20 protein-coding genes and 1 pseudogene are annotated in these 19,410 nt (G+C 34.2%); 11 read left to right on the forward strand and 10 right to left on the reverse strand.

Annotated features, from left to right (window positions below; genetic code table 11):
- The first annotated feature begins 51 nt into the window (after positions 1–51).
- The gene (locus tag CBE70_RS03035) at positions 52–1,671 is read left to right on the forward strand and encodes a peptide ABC transporter substrate-binding protein (protein WP_100158149.1); all 1,620 of its coding nucleotides are present in this window, start codon (positions 52–54) and stop codon (positions 1,669–1,671) included.
- Between the two features lie 643 nt (positions 1,672–2,314).
- Here CBE70_RS03035 and CBE70_RS03040 read toward each other — a convergent pair.
- Together CBE70_RS03040 and CBE70_RS03045 are read right to left on the reverse strand one after the other, a co-directional pair.
- Positions 2,315–2,836 (reverse strand): outer membrane beta-barrel protein, encoded by a 522-nt coding sequence (locus tag CBE70_RS03040; protein ID WP_100158150.1) that lies wholly within the window; start codon positions 2,834–2,836, stop codon positions 2,315–2,317.
- 334 nt (positions 2,837–3,170) lie between these two features.
- Positions 3,171–3,512 carry a DUF4377 domain-containing protein gene (locus CBE70_RS03045; protein WP_100158151.1) on the reverse strand — a complete coding sequence of 114 codons (342 nt, stop codon included), beginning with the start codon at positions 3,510–3,512 and terminating at the stop codon, positions 3,171–3,173.
- 379 nt (positions 3,513–3,891) lie between these two features.
- Here CBE70_RS03045 and zntB point away from each other — a divergent pair, with 379 nt between their 5' ends.
- The gene (zntB, locus tag CBE70_RS03050; protein ID WP_100158152.1) at positions 3,892–4,875 is read left to right on the forward strand and encodes a zinc transporter ZntB; all 984 of its coding nucleotides are present in this window, start codon (positions 3,892–3,894) and stop codon (positions 4,873–4,875) included.
- 307 nt (positions 4,876–5,182) lie between these two features.
- On the opposite strand, the gene ttcA is transcribed toward zntB, so the two are convergent.
- From ttcA to leuE, 3 genes are all read right to left on the reverse strand, one after another.
- Positions 5,183–6,106: a tRNA 2-thiocytidine(32) synthetase TtcA gene (gene ttcA, locus CBE70_RS03055; protein WP_100158153.1), complete on the reverse strand. Its 924-nt coding sequence runs from the start codon at positions 6,104–6,106 to the stop codon at positions 5,183–5,185.
- A 328-nt stretch (positions 6,107–6,434) separates the two neighbouring features.
- Positions 6,435–6,722, reverse strand: coding sequence for a 4Fe-4S dicluster domain-containing protein (locus CBE70_RS18670; protein WP_100158332.1), 288 nt, complete (start codon positions 6,720–6,722; stop codon positions 6,435–6,437).
- A gap of 13 nt (positions 6,723–6,735) precedes the next feature.
- Positions 6,736–7,377, reverse strand: a complete 642-nt coding sequence (gene leuE / locus CBE70_RS03065; RefSeq protein WP_100158154.1) for a leucine efflux protein LeuE — start codon at positions 7,375–7,377, stop codon at positions 6,736–6,738.
- A 299-nt stretch (positions 7,378–7,676) separates the two neighbouring features.
- Here leuE and CBE70_RS03070 point away from each other — a divergent pair, with 299 nt between their 5' ends.
- The 6 genes from CBE70_RS03070 to CBE70_RS03095 all read left to right on the forward strand — a co-directional run bounded on the left by CBE70_RS03070 (position 7,677) and on the right by CBE70_RS03095 (position 11,092).
- Positions 7,677–7,979 (forward strand): putative quinol monooxygenase, encoded by a 303-nt coding sequence (locus tag CBE70_RS03070; protein WP_100158333.1) that lies wholly within the window; start codon positions 7,677–7,679, stop codon positions 7,977–7,979.
- A 62-nt stretch (positions 7,980–8,041) separates the two neighbouring features.
- On the forward strand, positions 8,042–8,359 hold the full coding sequence (locus CBE70_RS03075; protein WP_100158155.1) for a hypothetical protein: 318 nt from the start codon (positions 8,042–8,044) through the stop codon (positions 8,357–8,359).
- Positions 8,360–8,848: 489 nt separating this feature from the next.
- A complete protein-coding gene (locus tag CBE70_RS03080) occupies positions 8,849–9,385 on the forward strand; it encodes an Ail/Lom family outer membrane beta-barrel protein (RefSeq protein WP_100158156.1) in 537 nt (178 codons plus the stop codon).
- Between the two features lie 181 nt (positions 9,386–9,566).
- Entirely contained in the window at positions 9,567–10,022 is a 456-nt protein-coding gene (locus tag CBE70_RS03085) for a GNAT family N-acetyltransferase (protein WP_100158157.1), read from the forward strand.
- 171 nt (positions 10,023–10,193) lie between these two features.
- Positions 10,194–10,475: a putative periplasmic lipoprotein gene (locus CBE70_RS03090; protein WP_100158158.1), complete on the forward strand. Its 282-nt coding sequence runs from the start codon at positions 10,194–10,196 to the stop codon at positions 10,473–10,475.
- Positions 10,476–10,660: 185 nt separating this feature from the next.
- A complete protein-coding gene (locus CBE70_RS03095; protein WP_100158159.1) occupies positions 10,661–11,092 on the forward strand; it encodes a carboxymuconolactone decarboxylase family protein in 432 nt (143 codons plus the stop codon).
- 347 nt (positions 11,093–11,439) lie between these two features.
- Here the strand turns inward: CBE70_RS03095 and CBE70_RS03105 are convergent, their stop codons facing one another.
- Together CBE70_RS03105 and cls are read right to left on the reverse strand one after the other, a co-directional pair.
- Positions 11,440–11,769 (reverse strand): HI1450 family dsDNA-mimic protein, encoded by a 330-nt coding sequence (locus tag CBE70_RS03105; RefSeq protein ID WP_375165166.1) that lies wholly within the window; start codon positions 11,767–11,769, stop codon positions 11,440–11,442.
- 109 nt (positions 11,770–11,878) lie between these two features.
- On the reverse strand, positions 11,879–13,339 hold the full coding sequence (gene cls / locus CBE70_RS03110) for a cardiolipin synthase (protein ID WP_100158161.1): 1,461 nt from the start codon (positions 13,337–13,339) through the stop codon (positions 11,879–11,881).
- A 305-nt stretch (positions 13,340–13,644) separates the two neighbouring features.
- Between cls and CBE70_RS03115 the strand changes: the two genes are divergently transcribed.
- Together CBE70_RS03115 and tonB are read left to right on the forward strand one after the other, a co-directional pair.
- Entirely contained in the window at positions 13,645–13,827 is a 183-nt protein-coding gene (locus tag CBE70_RS03115; RefSeq protein ID WP_036913581.1) for a YciY family protein, read from the forward strand.
- Positions 13,828–13,939: 112 nt separating this feature from the next.
- Positions 13,940–14,653: a TonB system transport protein TonB gene (gene tonB, locus CBE70_RS03120; RefSeq protein WP_100158162.1), complete on the forward strand. Its 714-nt coding sequence runs from the start codon at positions 13,940–13,942 to the stop codon at positions 14,651–14,653.
- A 144-nt stretch (positions 14,654–14,797) separates the two neighbouring features.
- Here the strand turns inward: tonB and yciA are convergent, their stop codons facing one another.
- Both yciA and CBE70_RS03130 read right to left on the reverse strand, forming a co-directional pair.
- The gene (yciA, locus tag CBE70_RS03125) at positions 14,798–15,229 is read right to left on the reverse strand and encodes an acyl-CoA thioester hydrolase YciA (RefSeq protein WP_006536988.1); all 432 of its coding nucleotides are present in this window, start codon (positions 15,227–15,229) and stop codon (positions 14,798–14,800) included.
- A gap of 254 nt (positions 15,230–15,483) precedes the next feature.
- Positions 15,484–16,032, reverse strand: a pseudogene (locus CBE70_RS03130) (septation protein A); the annotation flags it as partial.
- A 309-nt stretch (positions 16,033–16,341) separates the two neighbouring features.
- On the opposite strand from CBE70_RS03130, the gene CBE70_RS03135 reads away from it, so the two are divergent.
- Positions 16,342–18,174, forward strand: coding sequence for a SulP family inorganic anion transporter (locus CBE70_RS03135; protein WP_232797339.1), 1,833 nt, complete (start codon positions 16,342–16,344; stop codon positions 18,172–18,174).
- 130 nt (positions 18,175–18,304) lie between these two features.
- Here CBE70_RS03135 and CBE70_RS03140 read toward each other — a convergent pair whose 3' ends face one another.
- Entirely contained in the window at positions 18,305–19,078 is a 774-nt protein-coding gene (locus CBE70_RS03140; RefSeq protein ID WP_100158164.1) for a YciC family protein, read from the reverse strand.
- Positions 19,079–19,410 lie beyond the last annotated feature (332 nt).

A 19,410-nucleotide genomic window follows, 5' to 3' on the forward strand; every position in this document is an offset into this window, starting at 1 on the left:
CTCTTATAATTGTGCAGTTCATTCTCATACAGATTACAGGACGAAACAGACATGCGCAAAATATTCGTCATCTCATGTGCACTTGTCGTTCAAGGATTACTCACTTCGCAGGTAAATGCGGCAGTAGTCCCTGCAGGAACGATACTCGATAAAAAACAAGAAGTGGTTCGACATTTAAAAGATGAACCTGCATCACTCGATCCTATTAATGCAGTAGGATTAACAGAAGCTCAAGTGCAACGTGATTTATTTGAAGGGTTGACGATAGAAGATGAGCATGGACGTCCCATTCCGGGTGTTGCTCAGAGTTGGCGTACAGAAGATAATCGTGTATGGATCTTCACTTTACGCGATAATGCAAAATGGTCTAATGGTGAAAAAGTAACAGCAACAGATTTTGTTTATAGCTGGCAAAGATTAGTTGATCCTAAAAATCTTTCACCTTTTGCATGGTATGCATCACTTGCATCTATTGAAAATGCACAAAAGATTATTGATGGAAAATTAAAACCAACATCATTAGGTGTAGAAGCGATTGATGAAAAAACATTAAAAGTTACTTTAGAGCGACCCGTTTCTTACTTCCCAAGCTTGACGACTAACTTTTCATTATACCCAGTACCTCATCATAGTATTGAAAAATATGGTACTGAATGGGTTAAGGTTGGCAACTTAGTCGGAAATGGGGCTTTTGTTTTAAAAGATAGAGTCGTTAATGAGAAGATTGTATTAACACCAAATCCTTATTATTGGGATCATAAAAATACAGTATTAACCAAAGTTACTTTTGTGCCTATTAATCATGAATCACACGCGACTAAACGTTATTTAGCGGGTGATATTGATATTACAGAGTCATTCCCAAAAAATTTATATCATAAATTAATGAAAGATATTCCTAATGAGGTTTATATTCCTGACCAGTTAGGGACTTATTATTATGCTTTTAATACCCAATCAGGGCCAACAAAAGATATTCGTGTACGTAAAGCGTTAGCGATGGCAATAGATAGAAAAATTATCACTGATAAGGTATTAGGAACAGGGGAAAAATCAGCAAACCGTTTTACACCTGATGTAACGGCGGGCTTTATCCCAGAACCCACAATTTATGATGAATACAATCAAGATGAATTAGATAGCCAAGCTAAGATCTTGTTAGCGGCCGCTGGATATGGTCCTCATAACCCATTAACACTCTCATTGCTATACAATAATTCAGAGAATCATCAGAAAATTGCTATTGCAGTTGCTTCTATGTGGAAGAAAAAGTTAGGAGTGAAGGTTGAATTACGTAATCAGGAATGGAAAACATATATTGATAGCCGAAATTCGGGGGATTTTGATGTTATAAGAGCATCATGGATTGGTGATTATAACGAGCCTTCTACTTTTTTAAGCTTATTAGGTTCTAAACACGCCGGTAATATCCCTAAATATCAGAATAAGCAATATGATGAAATATTAACATTGTCTGGGATGGCTATTGATCCAAATGAAAGAAATAGTCTGTATAACCGTGCTGAGCAAATAATAGCTGAAGATGCACCAATCGCGCCTATTTATCAATATACAAATGGACGATTGATAAAGCCATGGTTAAAAGGATATCCTATTGAGAACCCAGAAGATGTTGCTTATAGTCATACGCTTTATATTCTGAAGCATTAAGGTAAAGACTAAATAAGAAGCTTAAAATTAAGATCATATAAAAATATTAATTTAGCAACAGAGTCATTAAGCGTAAATTATACCTCAAAGTTAAAATCTACTTTGGGGTATTTTTTTATTCGATCACCAATAGTAAAAATAAAATTTTCGAGATTTATAAGTTGATATATATCGTTAGTAGAAATGTTAAAAAAGAGTAAGAAAATAAAAGAGAGTATAAATAAAAAAGAACCCCTTTAAAAAAGGGGCGTAGCAAAATAAAGCAGGGTGACTTATTGTCTAGATATAAATTATATTGTTAATGCCTTCTTTGCACGATTTTTATTGTATCTAACTGTTACAGTGATTAATAAAATATTTATAAAAAAAAATCCCTCTGTTATGAAAACAGAAGGAGACTCAAAAGGAATAAACATTGCAGGAGATATGTTAATACATTTTTATGGTATTGTTTTGACCAATTGTGCAATGTGCTTGATGTTAAATATTATATCTTAATTTATTTATAGATATAAATACTTAGTTATAATTAAATCTAATGTATTTGTTGTGGTGCCTGAGTAATTCTTAATTAGAGTCATCTATTTGTTTTTCTTTATTATTAAATAAAATTACGGGTTATTAATAATTATTAGAAAATCGTTTAAAAATGAAATCCTAAAGATAATTGTAAAGCACTTAATTCAAGATGCCGCTTATTTGCCGTAGTATCAGAGTAAAGATAGCCCAAGCTAAATGAAATATCCTTAATAGGGTTATAATCGATACCTATTTGACCAATTACACTTGTTGTATTAACAGTGTGGGAATCTGTTGTATTTATTTCAGGGTGATATTTATCTTCCTGATGTTTTAATTTATTAGGACCCATTTGAGCATAAATAGAAATTTTAGGTGTTATTCTATAAGTTGGGCCGATTAATAGGCCTGTGGTTTTAGTTCGATAATTTAATATTGAAGGTGTAATAAACCGAGGATTAATAAAGTATTCTTTATGGTTAGTATTTAAATGTAGTAGAGAAATTAATATTCCCCAAGTATTTTCTGTTTCAAAGCGATAACTGATTATTTCTCCTTTTGCGGTGTCGCCTTTTATTTTTCCATAAATATAGCCAGCAGAGAGGGTATGAGTCTTATCATAGGCATGTAGAAGAATAAGATACAGCTAAGCTAATTAAAACAAGGGCTAATTTATTCATTATAGAGTTTCTATGTTGATGTGTAGAACACTATTTTTAGTAAAATAAATGTTTATTTCAATATTAATTGATTGAAATTACTCTTAAAAAAACTTCGGGAGCTTATTTTTAAACTCAATAAAAAATCAAACTCTTATAAATAGCTAATTATTAATTAACATAAGATTTATTAATTATTCTAATGATGGCGTAACAATAATATATTATTTAAATAGACGGGCGTGAAAACTGAGAATAATAGGTAGAAATACTCACAATAAGCTTTAATACCTATTGTGAGCCAGATTTTAGTGCGGTGTTCTATTTTTTATCTACAACTTCAATCAGTGTATATTTGACACTTGATGCATCTGCTGGAGGGTTAGGAATATCTGTAACATTAACTTTTAATGTGTATTCAGTACCTGCTTTATATTCAAAACCATCAATATTTTGATAGAACAGAGACCATTCGCCAGAAGGTAACTCTTTCACCTTCATACACTTCATTGGCGCTACACCAACACAATCATACAGTTGTGAGTCCACTAAAAGCGTTTTTGTTGTCCCCGTAGATGATGCTGTATTTGCACTTTCAGTTGAAGTTGCGTCATTGCATCCAGCCAAAAGCAAAAATAAAGGAATAGCGATAAATTTTTTCATATTGATGACCTTATTTTTAGGGTGCAATAAATGTATTAAAGAATATTTAGTATACACCAGTCAGATAGTTATTATAAATTACAGCAGGTAACTTTTTTTCCTACAAATAAAATAAGTTACCTGCTGTTGTTCTAAGTATTGGTATCCTAACGTAACTATCAGTATTTAATTTAGTGTAATAATCCTAAAGTAATGAAGATAAATAGAAGTTTTAGATGAATGAAACAAAAATAGTGTTGGTATACAGCTAACTAGAAAAAAAGTATAGAATAACAGTTCAAAACATAGCGTTATAAAATGAAGGTAGATTAATCATATTTGACAGTTGAGTATTTAATTCAAGTATTACCTTTAAAGCAAAAGTTATGGAGGAAGCTAAGTGAAAACAATTAATGACTCTGTTATACAAGATTCTGATGCTATTTATACAGCACAACTTAATGGGCATGGAGGAGCAACAGAAATCACAGCAGAGACTGTTGCAACAAATGAAAATCCATATTGGGTGCACTTAGATTACCGTAAACCACAAAGTGCTCAATGGATACAAGAGACTGAGTTACTTCCACCTATTGCTAAAGATATATTACTTGCAGAGAACGTCAGACCAAAAGCACAACGCATTGGTGAAGGTATCATCATTAATCTGCAAACAATAAATAATAATCCTAATGATCGACCTGATGAGCTTGTTGCCTTTAGAATTTATATAAACAGCCAAACCATAGTTTCTAGTCGCCACCGCCGAGTTAATTCTGTAGATTCTGTTATTCATACTCTAGAACTTGATAATGGGCCTGAAAATAGCGGCGATTGGCTAATTACAATGGCTGATGCAGTGACTGATGAAATAGGTGAATTTGTTGAGACGCTACACGACCAATTAATTGAATTGGAAGATATGATCCTCGATCAACAAATACCAGCAAGAGGTGAACTCGCATTATTAAGAAAGCAGTTAATTGTTTTACGTCGTTATATGGCACCTCAACGAGATGTATTCTCAAGACTCTCTATTGAAAAATTACCATGGATGAGTGATAGCGATAGAGTGACGATGTTAGAAATCTCAGAAAGACTTTCTCGACGTTTAGAAGATTTGGATAGTAGTATTTCTCGTACTGCGGTGATTGCTGATGAAATAACATCAATGATGGCTGATGCGATGAATAGACGTACTTATACTATGTCTCTAATGGCGATGTTATTTTTACCAACAACGTTTCTAACAGGGCTATTTGGTGTCAATTTGGGTGGAATACCCGGAAATGAATTTCCTTATGGTTTTACCATTTTTTGTTTATCTCTATTTGTTTTGATTGTGATTGTTACTTGGTGGTTAAAGCGTAGTAGATGGTTGTGAAATTTCAGAAAATTAATCGTAACTAAATGGATTTAAAAAAGAATTCTCTAACCCTGTTTGAGATATATCAATTTTTTAAAATAGAACATCTGGCATTATAACTCTCGCAGGTGAATACAACGTTGAGCGATGAACGTTGTGCTCCATAATTGTAGTTTTTCTCATATTGAGTTCTTAATACAGAATAATTGACCATTATTACACCGATGTTTATTAACATCGGTTTTTTTTTGCTTAAACTTATTATTGGTGATTATTTAGTCATAAAAAACCTAAGCCTTGAAAACAAGACTTAGGGTATCGCGTTTTATTTCACTTCAATAATATCGAGTTTGTTTTGGCTAAAATCAGGACGTTCATCATCTTCTTCTTGGAACATCACGGGTACGGCTGGAATATCATCTTTATCAAAGGCTAAATCACCACCATTAATGACTTCATCACCATGTTTGATATTAGCAAAATCAAATAATTGAGTATCGCATAAGTGTGATGGAACAATATTTTGTGTTGCTCTAAACATAGTTTCAATACGACCAGGGTAACGCTTATCCCAATCTCTTAGCATCTCTTTAATAACTTGACGCTGGAGATTAGGCTGTGAGCCACAAAGATTACACGGGATAATTGGAAACTGTTTTGCTTGTGCAAATCGCTCAATATCTTTTTCACGAGCATAAGCAAGAGGGCGAATAACGATTTGTTTACCATCGTCACTCATTAATTTAGGAGGCATACCTTTAAGTTTGCCCCCATAGAACATATTTAAAAATAATGTTTCTAAAATATCATCACGATGGTGGCCTAAAGCAATTTTAGTTGCACCAAGTTCTGTTGCTGTGCGATATAAAATACCACGACGTAAACGTGAGCATAAAGAGCAGGTTGTTTTACCTTCAGGAATAATATCTTTAACGATCCCATAGGTATTCTCTTCAACAATTTTATATTCCACACCAAGTTCATTTAAATACTCAGGTAAAATATGCTCAGGGAATCCGGGTTGTTTTTGGTCTAAATTGACTGCAATAAGTGAAAAGTTAATTGGCGCACTTTTTTGCAGATTCATTAAGATAGAAAGTAGCGTGTAGCTATCTTTACCACCAGAAAGACAGACCATGATTTTGTCGCCGTCTTCAATCATATTAAAGTCAGCGATAGCTTGCCCAACATCACGGCGTAAGCGTTTTTGTAGTTTGTTGAAATTATACTGTTCTTTTGGGATGCTCATTTTTTACGGTTCTATATCGTTGCTGATTATTCTGTAACTTGCTAACCAAGGCTTTGTTTTCTTTCATGAACGTTGAATGATTTAAAAGCTATATAAATCAATAAAATGTTTTACAACTCAATTGATGAGTGGTTTGGAAAACAAAGTTATTTATGGCAAGAAAATTGATAAGTCGCCAATGATACCAGATGGTAGGGTGGTTTCGATATAGATAACTACAGTTAAGCGATTTCAGGGTAGTAAAAAGCAAGAAATAATAGCCTTATATAAACTGAATAAGACTATTAAATTTTTTGTATCACGCAGCGATTACTAATAGACATAGGTCTTAATAAGGCATCGTTGGTAGTTCACGTAAAATAGCATTTTTCCTACGTTCAGCGGTTAATTGTGACAATTCATTATCAGAGACATAAATTAAGGCATCTTGAGGACAAAACTCAACACAAGCAGGCCCTTGTTCTCTATGATTACATGAATCACATTTAACGATATCAATTTTGAATTGCTGACCAAGATCTAAACAAAAAGTAGGTGCTGAATGCGCCTTTTTCTCAAGTTCAATGGCGCCAAATGGACAAGCTAAAAGGCAAGCTCTACATCCAATAATGGATATCTGTTATTAAAAATTATGATGATAATGTTGCTAATTTAGTTGCGAATCCCATAAAGAAAAGCCCGATAACACCATTACCTAATTTAGCGATATTTTTACGCGAGCCAAAAAAACGAGCAAGAGCTACACCACCAAATATTAGAAAAGAAAGATAAATAAAGCTAAACGCTTCAAGCATAGACGCGAGAATTAAATAAGATAATCCGGTATGTGCATAATTAAAATCGATAAACTGAACAAAAAATGAAATATAAAATAGAATCGCTTTAGGATTGGTCATACTTAATGTAAGCGCTTTTCTGAAAACGTGTTTCTGTACAGCGGTTGTTTGTTCTGAATGTATTTTTTTGGAGAAAAAAGTTGCATGGATAATCTTTATTCCTAAATAAAGGAGATAAAAAGCACCTAAAAAACGGACAATAGTAAAGAGTACAGGAGAGGCTTTTATAACAGATGCGACACCAATAAAGGCGAGAAAAATCAAAATGGCATCACCTAAAAAGACACCAAAGGCAGCACGATAACCATCACTGACACCACCTGATGCGCTTGTTTTTAGCACATAGAGTGTATTTGGGCCAGGAACAAGAATAATAAAAAACATGCCCGCAAGGTATATCCAGATATTGAGTACACCAAATTGTTCAAGCCACACGTTAACCCCCAATCTTACTTTCTCTGTATTACTTAATGAGTTGCTATTATATAAAGAGAATCCGCATTATTTAAACGCATATTTTCACTCATATAGAAGATAAATGTTTGATGCTTACTGCTTTCTGTTTGAAACAGCACTCTGTTACCACTGCAATAGATTAAACTCTAATGTTAGCATTTAAAAAAGAAACACTTTTCTTATGTAAAGAAGGTAGATCTCTTGAGTTAACTAAACTATATTTATCTGTTTTTTTATACAGTGTTTTTGTTTTGAACAACTACAGTAAGGGAAATGTGATGCTAAAAGTGATTGCTGAAGATTTTATTAAAACAGAAGCGATAGAAACTGTTTTACCTCTTTATCGTGAACTTGTTGAAGCGACTAAGAAAGAGCCTCTTTGTATTAGCTATAATTTATATGTTGATGAAAAAGATCCTGGCCACTTTGTCTTTGTTGAACAGTGGCCTGATCATGCAGCACTTGATGTGCATTGTGCTAGTGAGCATTTTCAGCGATTAGTCCCTATGATTAATGCATATAAAAAAGCAGAACCAAAATTTTTACTTATGGCAGATGCTTTTGATGAAAAACAAAAGTAATAAACTAGACTTATTTATAGTGGATACACTGAATAATAAGAAGTAAAACAAGAGAGAACGCGATGTTAGCGAGGTATATATCTCAAATTGTAAACCAAGAAGATAGCTATCAAATTTTAAGTACGCAGAATTTTTTGGATAACTTAACAGAAATAACCAGAGCAACTCATACTTGGTTATTTCCTGATGGTGTCATCTTGAAATGCACAGAAGAGATAGAAACAGAACACTATGATAATGACGCTCAATGTCCTGAACATTGGATCACTTGGGAAATTGTAGAGTCGAACAACAAATCGATTTCTCCTTGTAGAAAAGAATTTTTTAATTTATGCCAGCAAAGCTTTTGGTTAAAAATGCAACTTGCTAATAATATATGATTAGTTGCATAAAAGAAAAAGCCACTTTATAAGTGGTTTTTTTGTACCTATTAAAATTAATAAAAAATTTATTTCAAATGCCACTTTAAGTTTTTACTTAAATATTAATCAATACTTTACAGACTGAGGCAAATCAATTTTGCTTAGTGAGTGTCTTTTATTTTACTGATTAATAACAAATAGAAGATTAATCGTGATTTTAATCATATTAAAACTGTGATTAGAACTAAAGATAAATTAAAATCAACCTTGTTTTCATGATGTTATAGTCTTAATATTTCCTTAATAGTAGCAAAAAATAAGGTAAGTTTATTGTTGCGGCGAATGGTGTTTTAATTGTAATTTTAATCGTAAGATTTTCTTTATTAAATACTATTAATAACGTACTATTTATAAATAATTTTTATTGAGTGTTGCGCTCAATTTAATAAGAGAGCTAAATTATAATTTAGTTCCATTTGTCTATCCTTTTTTATATAGAGAATAAAGATGAGTCGTAATTTATTTCTTTCTACTTCACTGTTAGCTATTTCTACACTTTCTTTTAATGCACAAGCAGCATTAGATAATACTTTATCAGTAGGTTATGCTCAAAGCTCAATTAAATTGAGTGATGATAAAATCGATGATGATCCTAAAGGAATTAACTTTAAATATAACCATGAGTTTGATAATGATTGGGGCGTTATTGGATCACTGACGTATACAAAATTAACTTATAATTATTATGGTCGTTGGGGAAAAATTGGTTCAACTGAAATTGATTATACTTCATTAACTGTGGGACCTAGCTATCGTTTTAATGACTATTTTAGTGCATATGGCTTAATTGGTCTTGGTCACGCTAGTCAAGATGATAAATATTATTATGTTAATGAAGAATACAGTAAAACGTCCATGGCTTATGGATTAGGTTTACAAATTAATCCGATCCCAAACGTAGCAATTGATGCATCTTATGAATATTCAAAATTTGATAATGCAAAATTTGGTACTTGGGTATTAGGTGTTGGTTACCGTTTCTAATTTTAAACTAATAAAATAATTTAAAAGGTCACGGTATGTGACCTTTTTGTGAATATCACTATATAGTGATATTCACTTATCAAAACGCATTAAATATACACTAAATGTGTGTTTTTTTATTCGAGTTACTTGACTGTCAATAAAGGATCTTTAAGATGCCATATTTTATGGAAAGGGAATTATGTTAACTGTAATAAAAGCAGAACCTTCACACTATGATGAAATGATTGCAGTTTGGGGATCTTCAGTTAGAGCTACGCATGCGTTTCTATCTGAAGATATCATTTTATCGCTTAAAAAAGATATCGTAGAACAGTATTTTCCTATGCTTAATACCTATATTGCGATAGACAATAATAATGTTATTCATGGGATCTTAGGCACAGCAGAAAATAAGCTAGAAATGCTTTTTGTCGATGCGAATTCTAGAGGACATGGCTGTGGTAAATTGCTTATAACTTTCGCGATAAATACACTGCATATTGATGAGTTAGATGTAAATGAGCAAAATCCTCAAGCAATTGGCTTTTATCTTTATATTGGATTTGAGCAAATAGGGCGTTCAGAATTAGATGGACAAGGTAATCCTTTTCCATTGTTACATTTAAGATTAAATAAAAATAAGTATAAATACTAAATAAAGAGATATTAAAGATATAAAATAGGGATGAAAGTAAAAAATTCCTCTATTTATCTTATGTAAATAATAATTATCCACTCAAATTTGATTTATATCGTAATAATTCCACTGCTTTAATGAAATAATTTTTTCATAATTAAATAGATCTAACACAACAGTGGAACAGTTATGAAAAAAGCCTTAATTGTTATTTTATCTTTATTTTTACTACCCGCTTGCTCTGAATCACAAGAAAATAAAGTTATTGAATATTGTATGGATACATTAAGTGTCTATAGTAATGTGAGCAAAGATCAATGTTTGTGTTTTTATAATGAAGCAAGTAATAAATTTTCTTCAACTGAAATAGATAGAATGGTCAAATCACCACCAATAAAACAAGACAGTACACTTACAAGAGAGGGTACAATGTTTTTAACTATTGCTCATTCATCTAAATGCTTTGAGTAACAGATATTACGCGTAATAACTAATAAAGAATAAGTCGTAAATTAAGTTACTATACCGAAAATTATTGCCTCTAAGAGCAAATACCACAAAATTGATAAACCCATCACTATAAATTGAATATATTAATACTGTTTTTATATACAGTTTGTTGTGGGTTTATCTTTATTGTGAATTGAGAGGAAATTATGTCAAAGCTTCGCTTATCTTACCCAAAACTCAGCCCTAAAGCTTATGCTGGCTTAATTCAATGTAAAACTGCACTAGAAGATAGTTCACTGGATATAACGTTAATTGAGCTTGTCTATTTAAGAGTGTCTCAAATCAATGGCTGTGCTTTTTGTTTAGAGATGCACAATAATTCGTTGCGTAACCATGGTATTGATCAAAACAAGTTAGATGCACTAAATGGTTGGCAAGTAAGTGAGCGTTTTACTGATAAAGAGCGAGCTGCGTTGCTATGGGCAGAGGCGGTTAGTAATATTTCAGCAAAAAGTACGGATGATAATATTTATCAGCAGGTTAAAGCGTATTTTACAGATACAGAAATGAGTGATCTGACACTGGCAGTTGGATTAATGAATGCATTTAATCGTATCGCTGTGAGTTTGCGCCAGTAATTAGTATTATCTATGCAAATCATATGCCCCAAATAATTTTCAAGAGAAAAGCGCTGATAGAGCGCTTTTGATTTCATTTGCTTAAATTTTACCAGAGATATTGCATGAAGGGTAAATAAGCAAAAAATAAAGCGATGAGTATAAATAAGATACGAAATAACGTTTTTTTTGTTTTTATTGTGGCATAGAGCATAACGATAAAAATAGCCACGCAGATATACCAGTAAAATGCACCAAAGAAAGCTAAGGTAAAAATAGTATCAATAATAAAATGACTTTCACTCATTTTATTTCTCTCTGAAATAAAAAATCACCTGCTAAAGATAAGCAGGTGAAGATAAAAGTGATTATGATTTCCAAATAATATGGAACATAGGCTGTAATGGATCGCGACTAATTAGGACTCGGCCAAAAATATCATCAATATCGGAATCATCGTCAGGAGCAAGGCCAATAATTACTTCACTAAAACGGGCTGATGTAACAGGCTGGCCAACAATAAATTGCCAATCATTACCCAATGGAACCACTTCTGCTGCGCCTCTTTCTTCAAATTGCAGGTTAAACAATAATTGGTCTGCAACATCTAAATTATCAGCTGCTTGGGCTAAAAATAGATCGTAAGCTTGTTCTAAAGCGTCGTCTTCACTGATTAAAGTTGGTTCATTCATGGTAATGCCTGTCTGTTGTTCCAATAATTATCGCGTTATTTGTATAGCATTTTTACTAATTTAGCACAGTTATTTATTGCCAGTTCTTAGTAGTCTATCGATTATAACATTTCTGTTATAACAGAGGGCTAAAGAAATAGCAGATACGCTCTAATACACGATTTAAAAATGGTCGTTTTTCCCATTCATCTATGGTTAACTCTGTTGAGCGGGCAATATAATCATATTGAACAATGCTTAAATCACTACCAAAACCTTCATCATCAATGACAACTGTAATTTCAAAGTTTAACCATAAGCTACGCATATCAAGGTTAACTGAACCTACCATACTGAGTTGTCCATCAACCATCACGCTTTTGGTATGTAATAAACCATCTTCAAATTGGAATATTTTTACACCTGATTCGAGCATTTCTGTAAAGAATGAACGACTTGCCCAACGTACCAGAAAAGAGTCATTACTGCGAGGAACAATAATGCTCACATTAACACCTCGCATCGCAGCAGTTGAGATTGCATGGGCAAGATCATCGCTAGGTACAAAATAAGGTGTTGTCAGTACCAATTCTTTTCTTGCAGAGTAAATGGCTGTAATAAGTGATTGTTGGATTAGCTCATCAGGAAATCCTGGGCCTGAGGCAATGACTTGTGTTGTATGGCCGCTTTCTTGTTCACAAGGCATAATATTGTCATCAGGTGGAGGTGGTAAATGGCGCTCACCCGTTTCCATCTCCCAGTCAAAGGCATAAATCATACCTAATGTAGTAGAAACAGGACCTTCCATTCTTACCATAATATCAATCCATTGACCCACACCAGAATCTTGCTTGAAATAACGAGGATCAACCATATTCATACTTCCTGTATAGGAAATATAATTATCGATCAATACGATTTTCCGATGCTGACGTAAATCCATGCGACGTAAGAAGAAACGGAATAAATTAACATGCAGTGATTCAACAAATTCAATACCTGCGGCTCTCATTACGTCTGGGCCTTTGGTACGAAAGAAATTCCAGCTTCCAGCGGAATCAACCATGACTCGGCATTTTACACCACGTTTAGCGGCTCTAATTAAGGCGTCGGTTACTTCATCGACTAAACCACCTGATTGCCAAATATAGAAGACCATTTCAATGTTATCGCGAGCGTTGTTAATATCGCGTGTAATTGAATTTAGCGAATCTTCACAGGTGGTTAAAAGTTCAATTTTGTTACCTTTAACACCTTTAATACCTTGGCGCTTAGCGGTTAATTGGAAAAGAGGAGTAGCGATGTCGCTCGTACTTGTAGCAAAGATATGCTTACATTTCCTTAAGTCTTCAAGCCACGCAACAACAGAAGGCCACATCTGTTTAGCATGTTCAACACGTCGTTTTCCTAGGTGTAACTCACCAAAAGCAAAATACGCAATAACCCCGACTAATGGCAGAATATAAATGATCAATAACCATGTCATTGTTGATGTAACTGGTCGTCGATGCATTAGGACACGAAATGTGACCCCCGCAATTAATAGCCAATAGAAGAAAAAGGTTAGCCAACTTAATACAGTATAAAATGTTGTCATAGTAGAGCTATTTTCCGTTGAAAATGAATTGCATGGATAAGCTAAAGGCAATTTACTAAAAATAGTTCATTATTTTTGTTATTTGCCGAATGTTGTTATTAAATCAGGATTATTATCTCTGTCAAATCTCTTTCTTAAGAGATAAGCATCAAATAAGCAATAAGATACAACTCTTTATTCATTTTTTCTTTGTGAGAAATGCTCAAATAATGGATGAAATTCAAGCAAATCATAAATCACCCCTTGGATCACAAAATGAACGTCTTATAATAGTCCACTTATTCGAAAAAATAGGTGCTAATAGCATGAGACACAGTAGGACTGAAGTAGCTCGTTGGCGAATGATGAGACAAGCTATACGTAAACGACGTCGATGGTTAGAAGGGCAATCTCGTCGTAATTTCCGAATTTATAAACTGCGTAAACTTGATACTTCTAGAAAACATAGAGCACTTTTATTTGTACAACACATAGAATGGAACTCATAATTTCACTTTTTAACAGTTAATATCAATCATTTTGTTAAACGTTATTGAATATGATTGCTATTTGCATTTAAACTAGGGGCATATTTTTTCTTTAGGTGAAATAAGATCAGTTATGCGTTGGAAGCTTTGGGTACTCATATCACTTTGTCTACATGCCTCACTTGTTGCGGCTGCGATGTTATATGTTGTAGAAGATAAGCCAGTCACACCTGAGCCTATCTCTATACAGATGTTGGCATTTGCAGCAGATGAGCCTGCAGGCGAACCAGAGCCTGTGGTTGAAGAAGTCACTCCTCCAGAACCTGAGCCGGTTGTTGAGCCAGAACCCGAGCCAGAACCTATTCCTGATGTAAAACCTATTATCGAAAAACCAATAGAGAAAAAACCAGAACCAAAACCGAAGCCTAAGCCAAAACCTGTGGATAAACCGAAACCGCCTGTTGAGCGACCACAACCTTTAGTTGTTAATAAAGGTAATGATCTCAAAAATCTTAACCCGACGGCAAAGCCAAGTGATAAAGGCGAAGAAAAACCAGTTGCAGTGGCAAGCAATGGTGAAGGCAAAGTACCGAATGCAGTACGCCAAGGTTTACCTATATACCCACCACGCGCACAGGCTGTGGGGATAGAAGGTTCAATCAAAGTTCGTTTTGATGTTGATGCTGATGGAAGAGTCGATAATGTAGAAATTATTTCTGCTGATCCTAAAAACGTATTTGAGCGTGAAGTTAAAAAAGCAATGCGCCAATGGCGTTATGAAAAAATTCCTTATAAAGGGAAAGTGGTTCTCATTGAGTTCAAAATGACAGGGATATCAACAAGCTAATTTTTATAAAGTTAGCTGTTAAACAAAGCGGTATCACTATTTGAGACTCAATAAATAAAAGGCACTTTAATAAGTGCCTTTTTTAGTATTTCAAATTTAATGTTTTCACGCTATTCGTTGTAATCGAATTGCCGTAATGGCGTTTTATTCCATTGTACTTGTTAGTGTGAAGTGAGCTTTACCTTCTGGTAAGCGACGAGCTGAATTATTCTCATCAACGGCAACGTAAGTAAATACAGCCTCTGTCGCACGATAACGTTGGCCGACAGGCTCGGTGGCGACTTTTTTAACCCAAACTTCAATATTAACAGTAATTGAAGAGTTACCTGTTTTTAAGCAACGTGCATAGCAACAAACGACATCGCCAACAGCAACAGGTTTAAGAAAGGTAATGCCTGTTACGCTTACAGTAACGACACGACCTAACGCAATTTCTTTTGCTAAAATTGCACCACCAATGTCCATTTGGGACATTAACCAGCCACCGAAAATATCACCATTGGCGTTAGTATCAGCGGGCATGGCAAGGGTGCGTAAAACGAGCTCACCGTTAGGCAAAGATTGTTGTTCAGTCATGGGGATTATGTATCTGTAATAATGTTGAAACCAAGGAGATATTTACTCATCATACTTCAAGTTGAGCTATTAGAGTATCTACAGGCTATACGCTAATAGCTACATCTTAAATTATTTAGAACACATATCTTCCAATAAAATAAAAATGATTATTCAGATTTTGAATGAGCATCGTGTGATGTTGGTTTAGATGCTTGTTTTGTCATATCATCTGATAATTCGTGTTCACTATTTTCTGTAGTTTCATCTTCAGTTTGTTCTTCTGGTAAACGGTTATTCCAGATATAAACTACGCTGGCGATAGTAAAGATAAAGGTTAAAATAGTTAAGCCAAAGACTTTAAAATTAACCCAAGTCTCTTCTGCTAAAGAAAATGCCACATAAATATTACCAAGAGCACAAGCAAAAAAGAAAATTACCCATGCAATATTGAGTTTTTTCCAATTTGCAGGTGGCATAGCGAGCTCTTTTCCTAACATTCTTTCCATTAACGTTTTTGGCGTAAATAACTGCATACCAATTAAAACGATGGCAAAAATGGCATAAATAGCTGTCACTTTCCATTTAATAAAATCAGCAGAATGGAAGAAGATGGTTAATGAGCCAAAAATAGTGACCACGATGGCGGTAATGAGCGGTGCTTTCTCAACTTTATGGAAAATAAGCCATGTCAAGCCGACTGAGATCCACGTCGCGATAATTAATGCACCTGAAGCATAGAAAATATCTTGCCATTTATAGAAGATAAAAAACACTAATAGTGGAGCAAAATCAAGTAATTGCTTAAGCCAGCCATTTTTCATAACAGATAGGAACCTATGGTAATTAAATTCATAAACTTGGCTATTCTAATGCAAAGTGACAGAAAATGGGTAAACAATTGCATATCTTTAACGACAGAGTGTTAATTTGTACAAAAAACGCTATTTTTATATGAAATAACTCAATGAAAAATCAATGTAATTGCATTTATGTAAAATTAAAACTCAAGCTTGAGTTATGAAAGAGGATTTAAATATTGCACTAGTATATGATTCATTAACTCATCATTATCACCCGCCACTTTTTGATGAATGCATAAATAAAAAAGTATTTCTGATAAGAGGAAATCAATGAACGGAAAAAGAATAATAAAATGGATGCCAGGATTGGGCTTATTATTTAATTATAAGCGAGATTATTTTGGCTATGACTTAAAAGCAGGGCTTTCTGTTGCTGCCGTTGCGCTACCTGTTGCGATTGCTTATACCGAATTATTAGGCATTAATGCCATTGTTGGATTGTATGCCTGTATTTTCCCTATGATTATTTATGCATTATTTGGTACTTCTCGCCAATTAATTACGGGGCCGGATGCAGCAACGTGTGCCGTTATTGCTGCGGTCGTTATTCCACTATCTGCTGGTGATGAAAATACACGATGGCAACTTGCAATTATCATGACTGCAATGACGGGGTTTTGGTGTATTTTAGCTAGCCATTTTCGGTTGGGGGCTTTTACTGATTTTCTGTCTCGTCCTATTCTTCAAGGATTATTAAATGGTGTGGCGATCACCATTATGGTTGGGCAGATTAGTAAAGTATTTGGTTTTGACACTTCCCCAGATCACTTAATTGAAAAATTAATTGAAGTTCCATTTCGATTAATGGATGCTCATTTACCTACGGTATTGATGTCAGCGATAACACTCGCCTTATTATTGGGCATTCGCTATTTTCGTAGCCGATGGCCAGCACCATTAATCGCCATGGTTGTGATGACTTATCTTAGCTGGCAATTTGATTTAGCAAGCTATGGCATTGCTATTGTGAATAAAGAGGCGGGAAATGTTGACTTGTTTCTGCCAGTAGTCTCAATGAGTGGATTTCATCCCGGTGTATTACGGGATTTGTTGGTTCCATCTATAAACTTGGCTGTTATTAGCTTTGTGAGTTTTATGATGACAGCCCGCAGTTTTGCCAGCAAAAATGGCTATGATGTTGATGCAGACCAAGAGTTAAAAGCATTAGGTATTGCCAATATTGCGGCGGCACTTTCACAAGGATTTGCTGTAAGTGCGGCAAGTAGCCGTACCGCAGTTAATGATTCTGTTGGTGGTAAAACTCAATTAGTTTCTATTATCGCCGCACTGGTTATTCTGCTGGTGCTATTATTTATGACAGATTTTCTCGCCTATATTCCACTATCTTCACTAGGAATTGTGTTGATTGTCTCTTCATGGTCATTGCTGAGTATTCGTCATATTTGGTCTTATCGTAAACGTAATAAACAAGCATTTACATTGGCATCATTTACCTTATTAGCGGTGTTATTAGCAGGACTGATTAATGGTATTGGTTTTGCGGTTTTATTAGGTTTATTACAATTTTTACGTATTGTTTTTCGACCAAGCGATCAGTTATTGGGCGTTGATGAACAAGGAATGGTTCATTCAATGAATAAGGATAATGGTATTGAGCCTATCGATGGCTTAATGATGTATCGTTTTAATTCACCACTGACTTATTTTAATGTGGGTTACTTTAAAAAAAGAGTACTTCAACTTGTTGATAGCGCACCTCAACGCCCAGCATGGTTAGCTGTTGATGCGGCTGTAAGCTTTACCTATGATGATGTCAGCGTATTTGCTGCTATTGATGAACTAATACGAGAGTTGCGAATAAAAGGCGTTAAATTGGTTTTAGCGGGGCGTAGAACTGAGTTAAATCGCTGGATTGAACGTAATAGAATTTCGTTAAATGAAGATGACTTGATTATTGCCCCTGATCTCTATTTTGTGATCCGACTTTATCAAAGCCGACAGCAGATCAAAGAAAAACAGAAAGAAGCAAGAAAAGAGGCATTAAAGCAAGAAGCTGAAAACCAAGAAGCAGAGAATAACGAAACATCGATATCAGACGTGCAAATAGAAGGTCATACATCACACCTTAAGTATCCAGGCTAAGTTTTATGAGTGGTGATCAATAAAAAGTAAAATCCCGTGATAAGTTCAACGTTGTTCGCTTATACACGGGATTTTTTATCGGTAAATTTTGTAGGTAGCTATGCTTTGAATAAATTAGGCTTTGAGTAAATTAGCGCGTTTGTTGTGTTGTGTATTTGTTTTCAACCAACATAAACAAACGAAATAGGTAAATAATCATCCACGCTGAAGCCATATTTTTCAGAAGATAGAATAAGAAATTATGGACAAGATCAGGCAGTTGAATTGTAAGGTTACTCACAAAACCAATACCAAATTGCAATAAGATCCAAATACCTAAAGCAGGAATAAGTGAGCCAGATTCACTAAATCCAATTTTCCAACCTAAACGAATTGCACTTCCCATATTTTGTTGGCGAACTAAAACAACAGGTGCTAATGCAAAACCAATAAGCAAAATGATGCCAGGAATAATCATCACCATAAAACCGGCGCTAATTAAAATAGAGCACAGAACAATTAATAAAAACATTTTTGGTAAGCGAGGTAAACATGCGTTAAATGTTTGCCCTAGAGTGACATTGTGCCCAGTTGAGATCGCCATGGCGAACATCAATAAGGTTAGAACCAAGATGCTTTGCTGTAATGTTTCAAACGCATACAGTGATAACACTTTTTTGGCAATACCCACGACACTGTTTGACATTGCTTCTAACTCAGCAGGAGAAGCAGAAGAAAGCTGTGTATTTTTAAAATTAGCCACAAATTCAATCATCAATTGGTATTCTTGAGGGTTAGGCCCAATTAAGACATGAACTATCGCCAAAATAGCAGCAAGGATAGCGGAAAGGGTAACAATGCTACGTCGTTCATTCTTATAAAAATTCAGACTGTCTCGGTAGATTGTGCGTGCCGTGGTAGGCATGAAACTGCTCCTATAAAAATAGACTGTGTTAATACGCGCTATTGTACCTTCTACAACAACAAAAAGGGATATTTTCTCTTACTTCTCTTATTTGGTTTTTTTCTTGATGTTAATAATCAGAATATCACCATCACTTAAAATAAAGAAAACATTAAATTAACATAAATACAACCTTATTTTAAAATCCATCTTTTTAGGATGTTTTTTATTCAAAAAATATTACTAAGAATAAATTTAATTATAAGAAAAAATTGTATTAATTGGTAATTTGATGTGGATCAATTATAAATAATCGTATTGATAAATAATAAAAAGAGAAATAACACTTTTCG

Origin of the sequence: Proteus columbae (assembly GCF_002777965.1) — a bacterium.
Classification (GTDB): domain Bacteria; phylum Pseudomonadota; class Gammaproteobacteria; order Enterobacterales; family Enterobacteriaceae; genus Proteus; species Proteus columbae.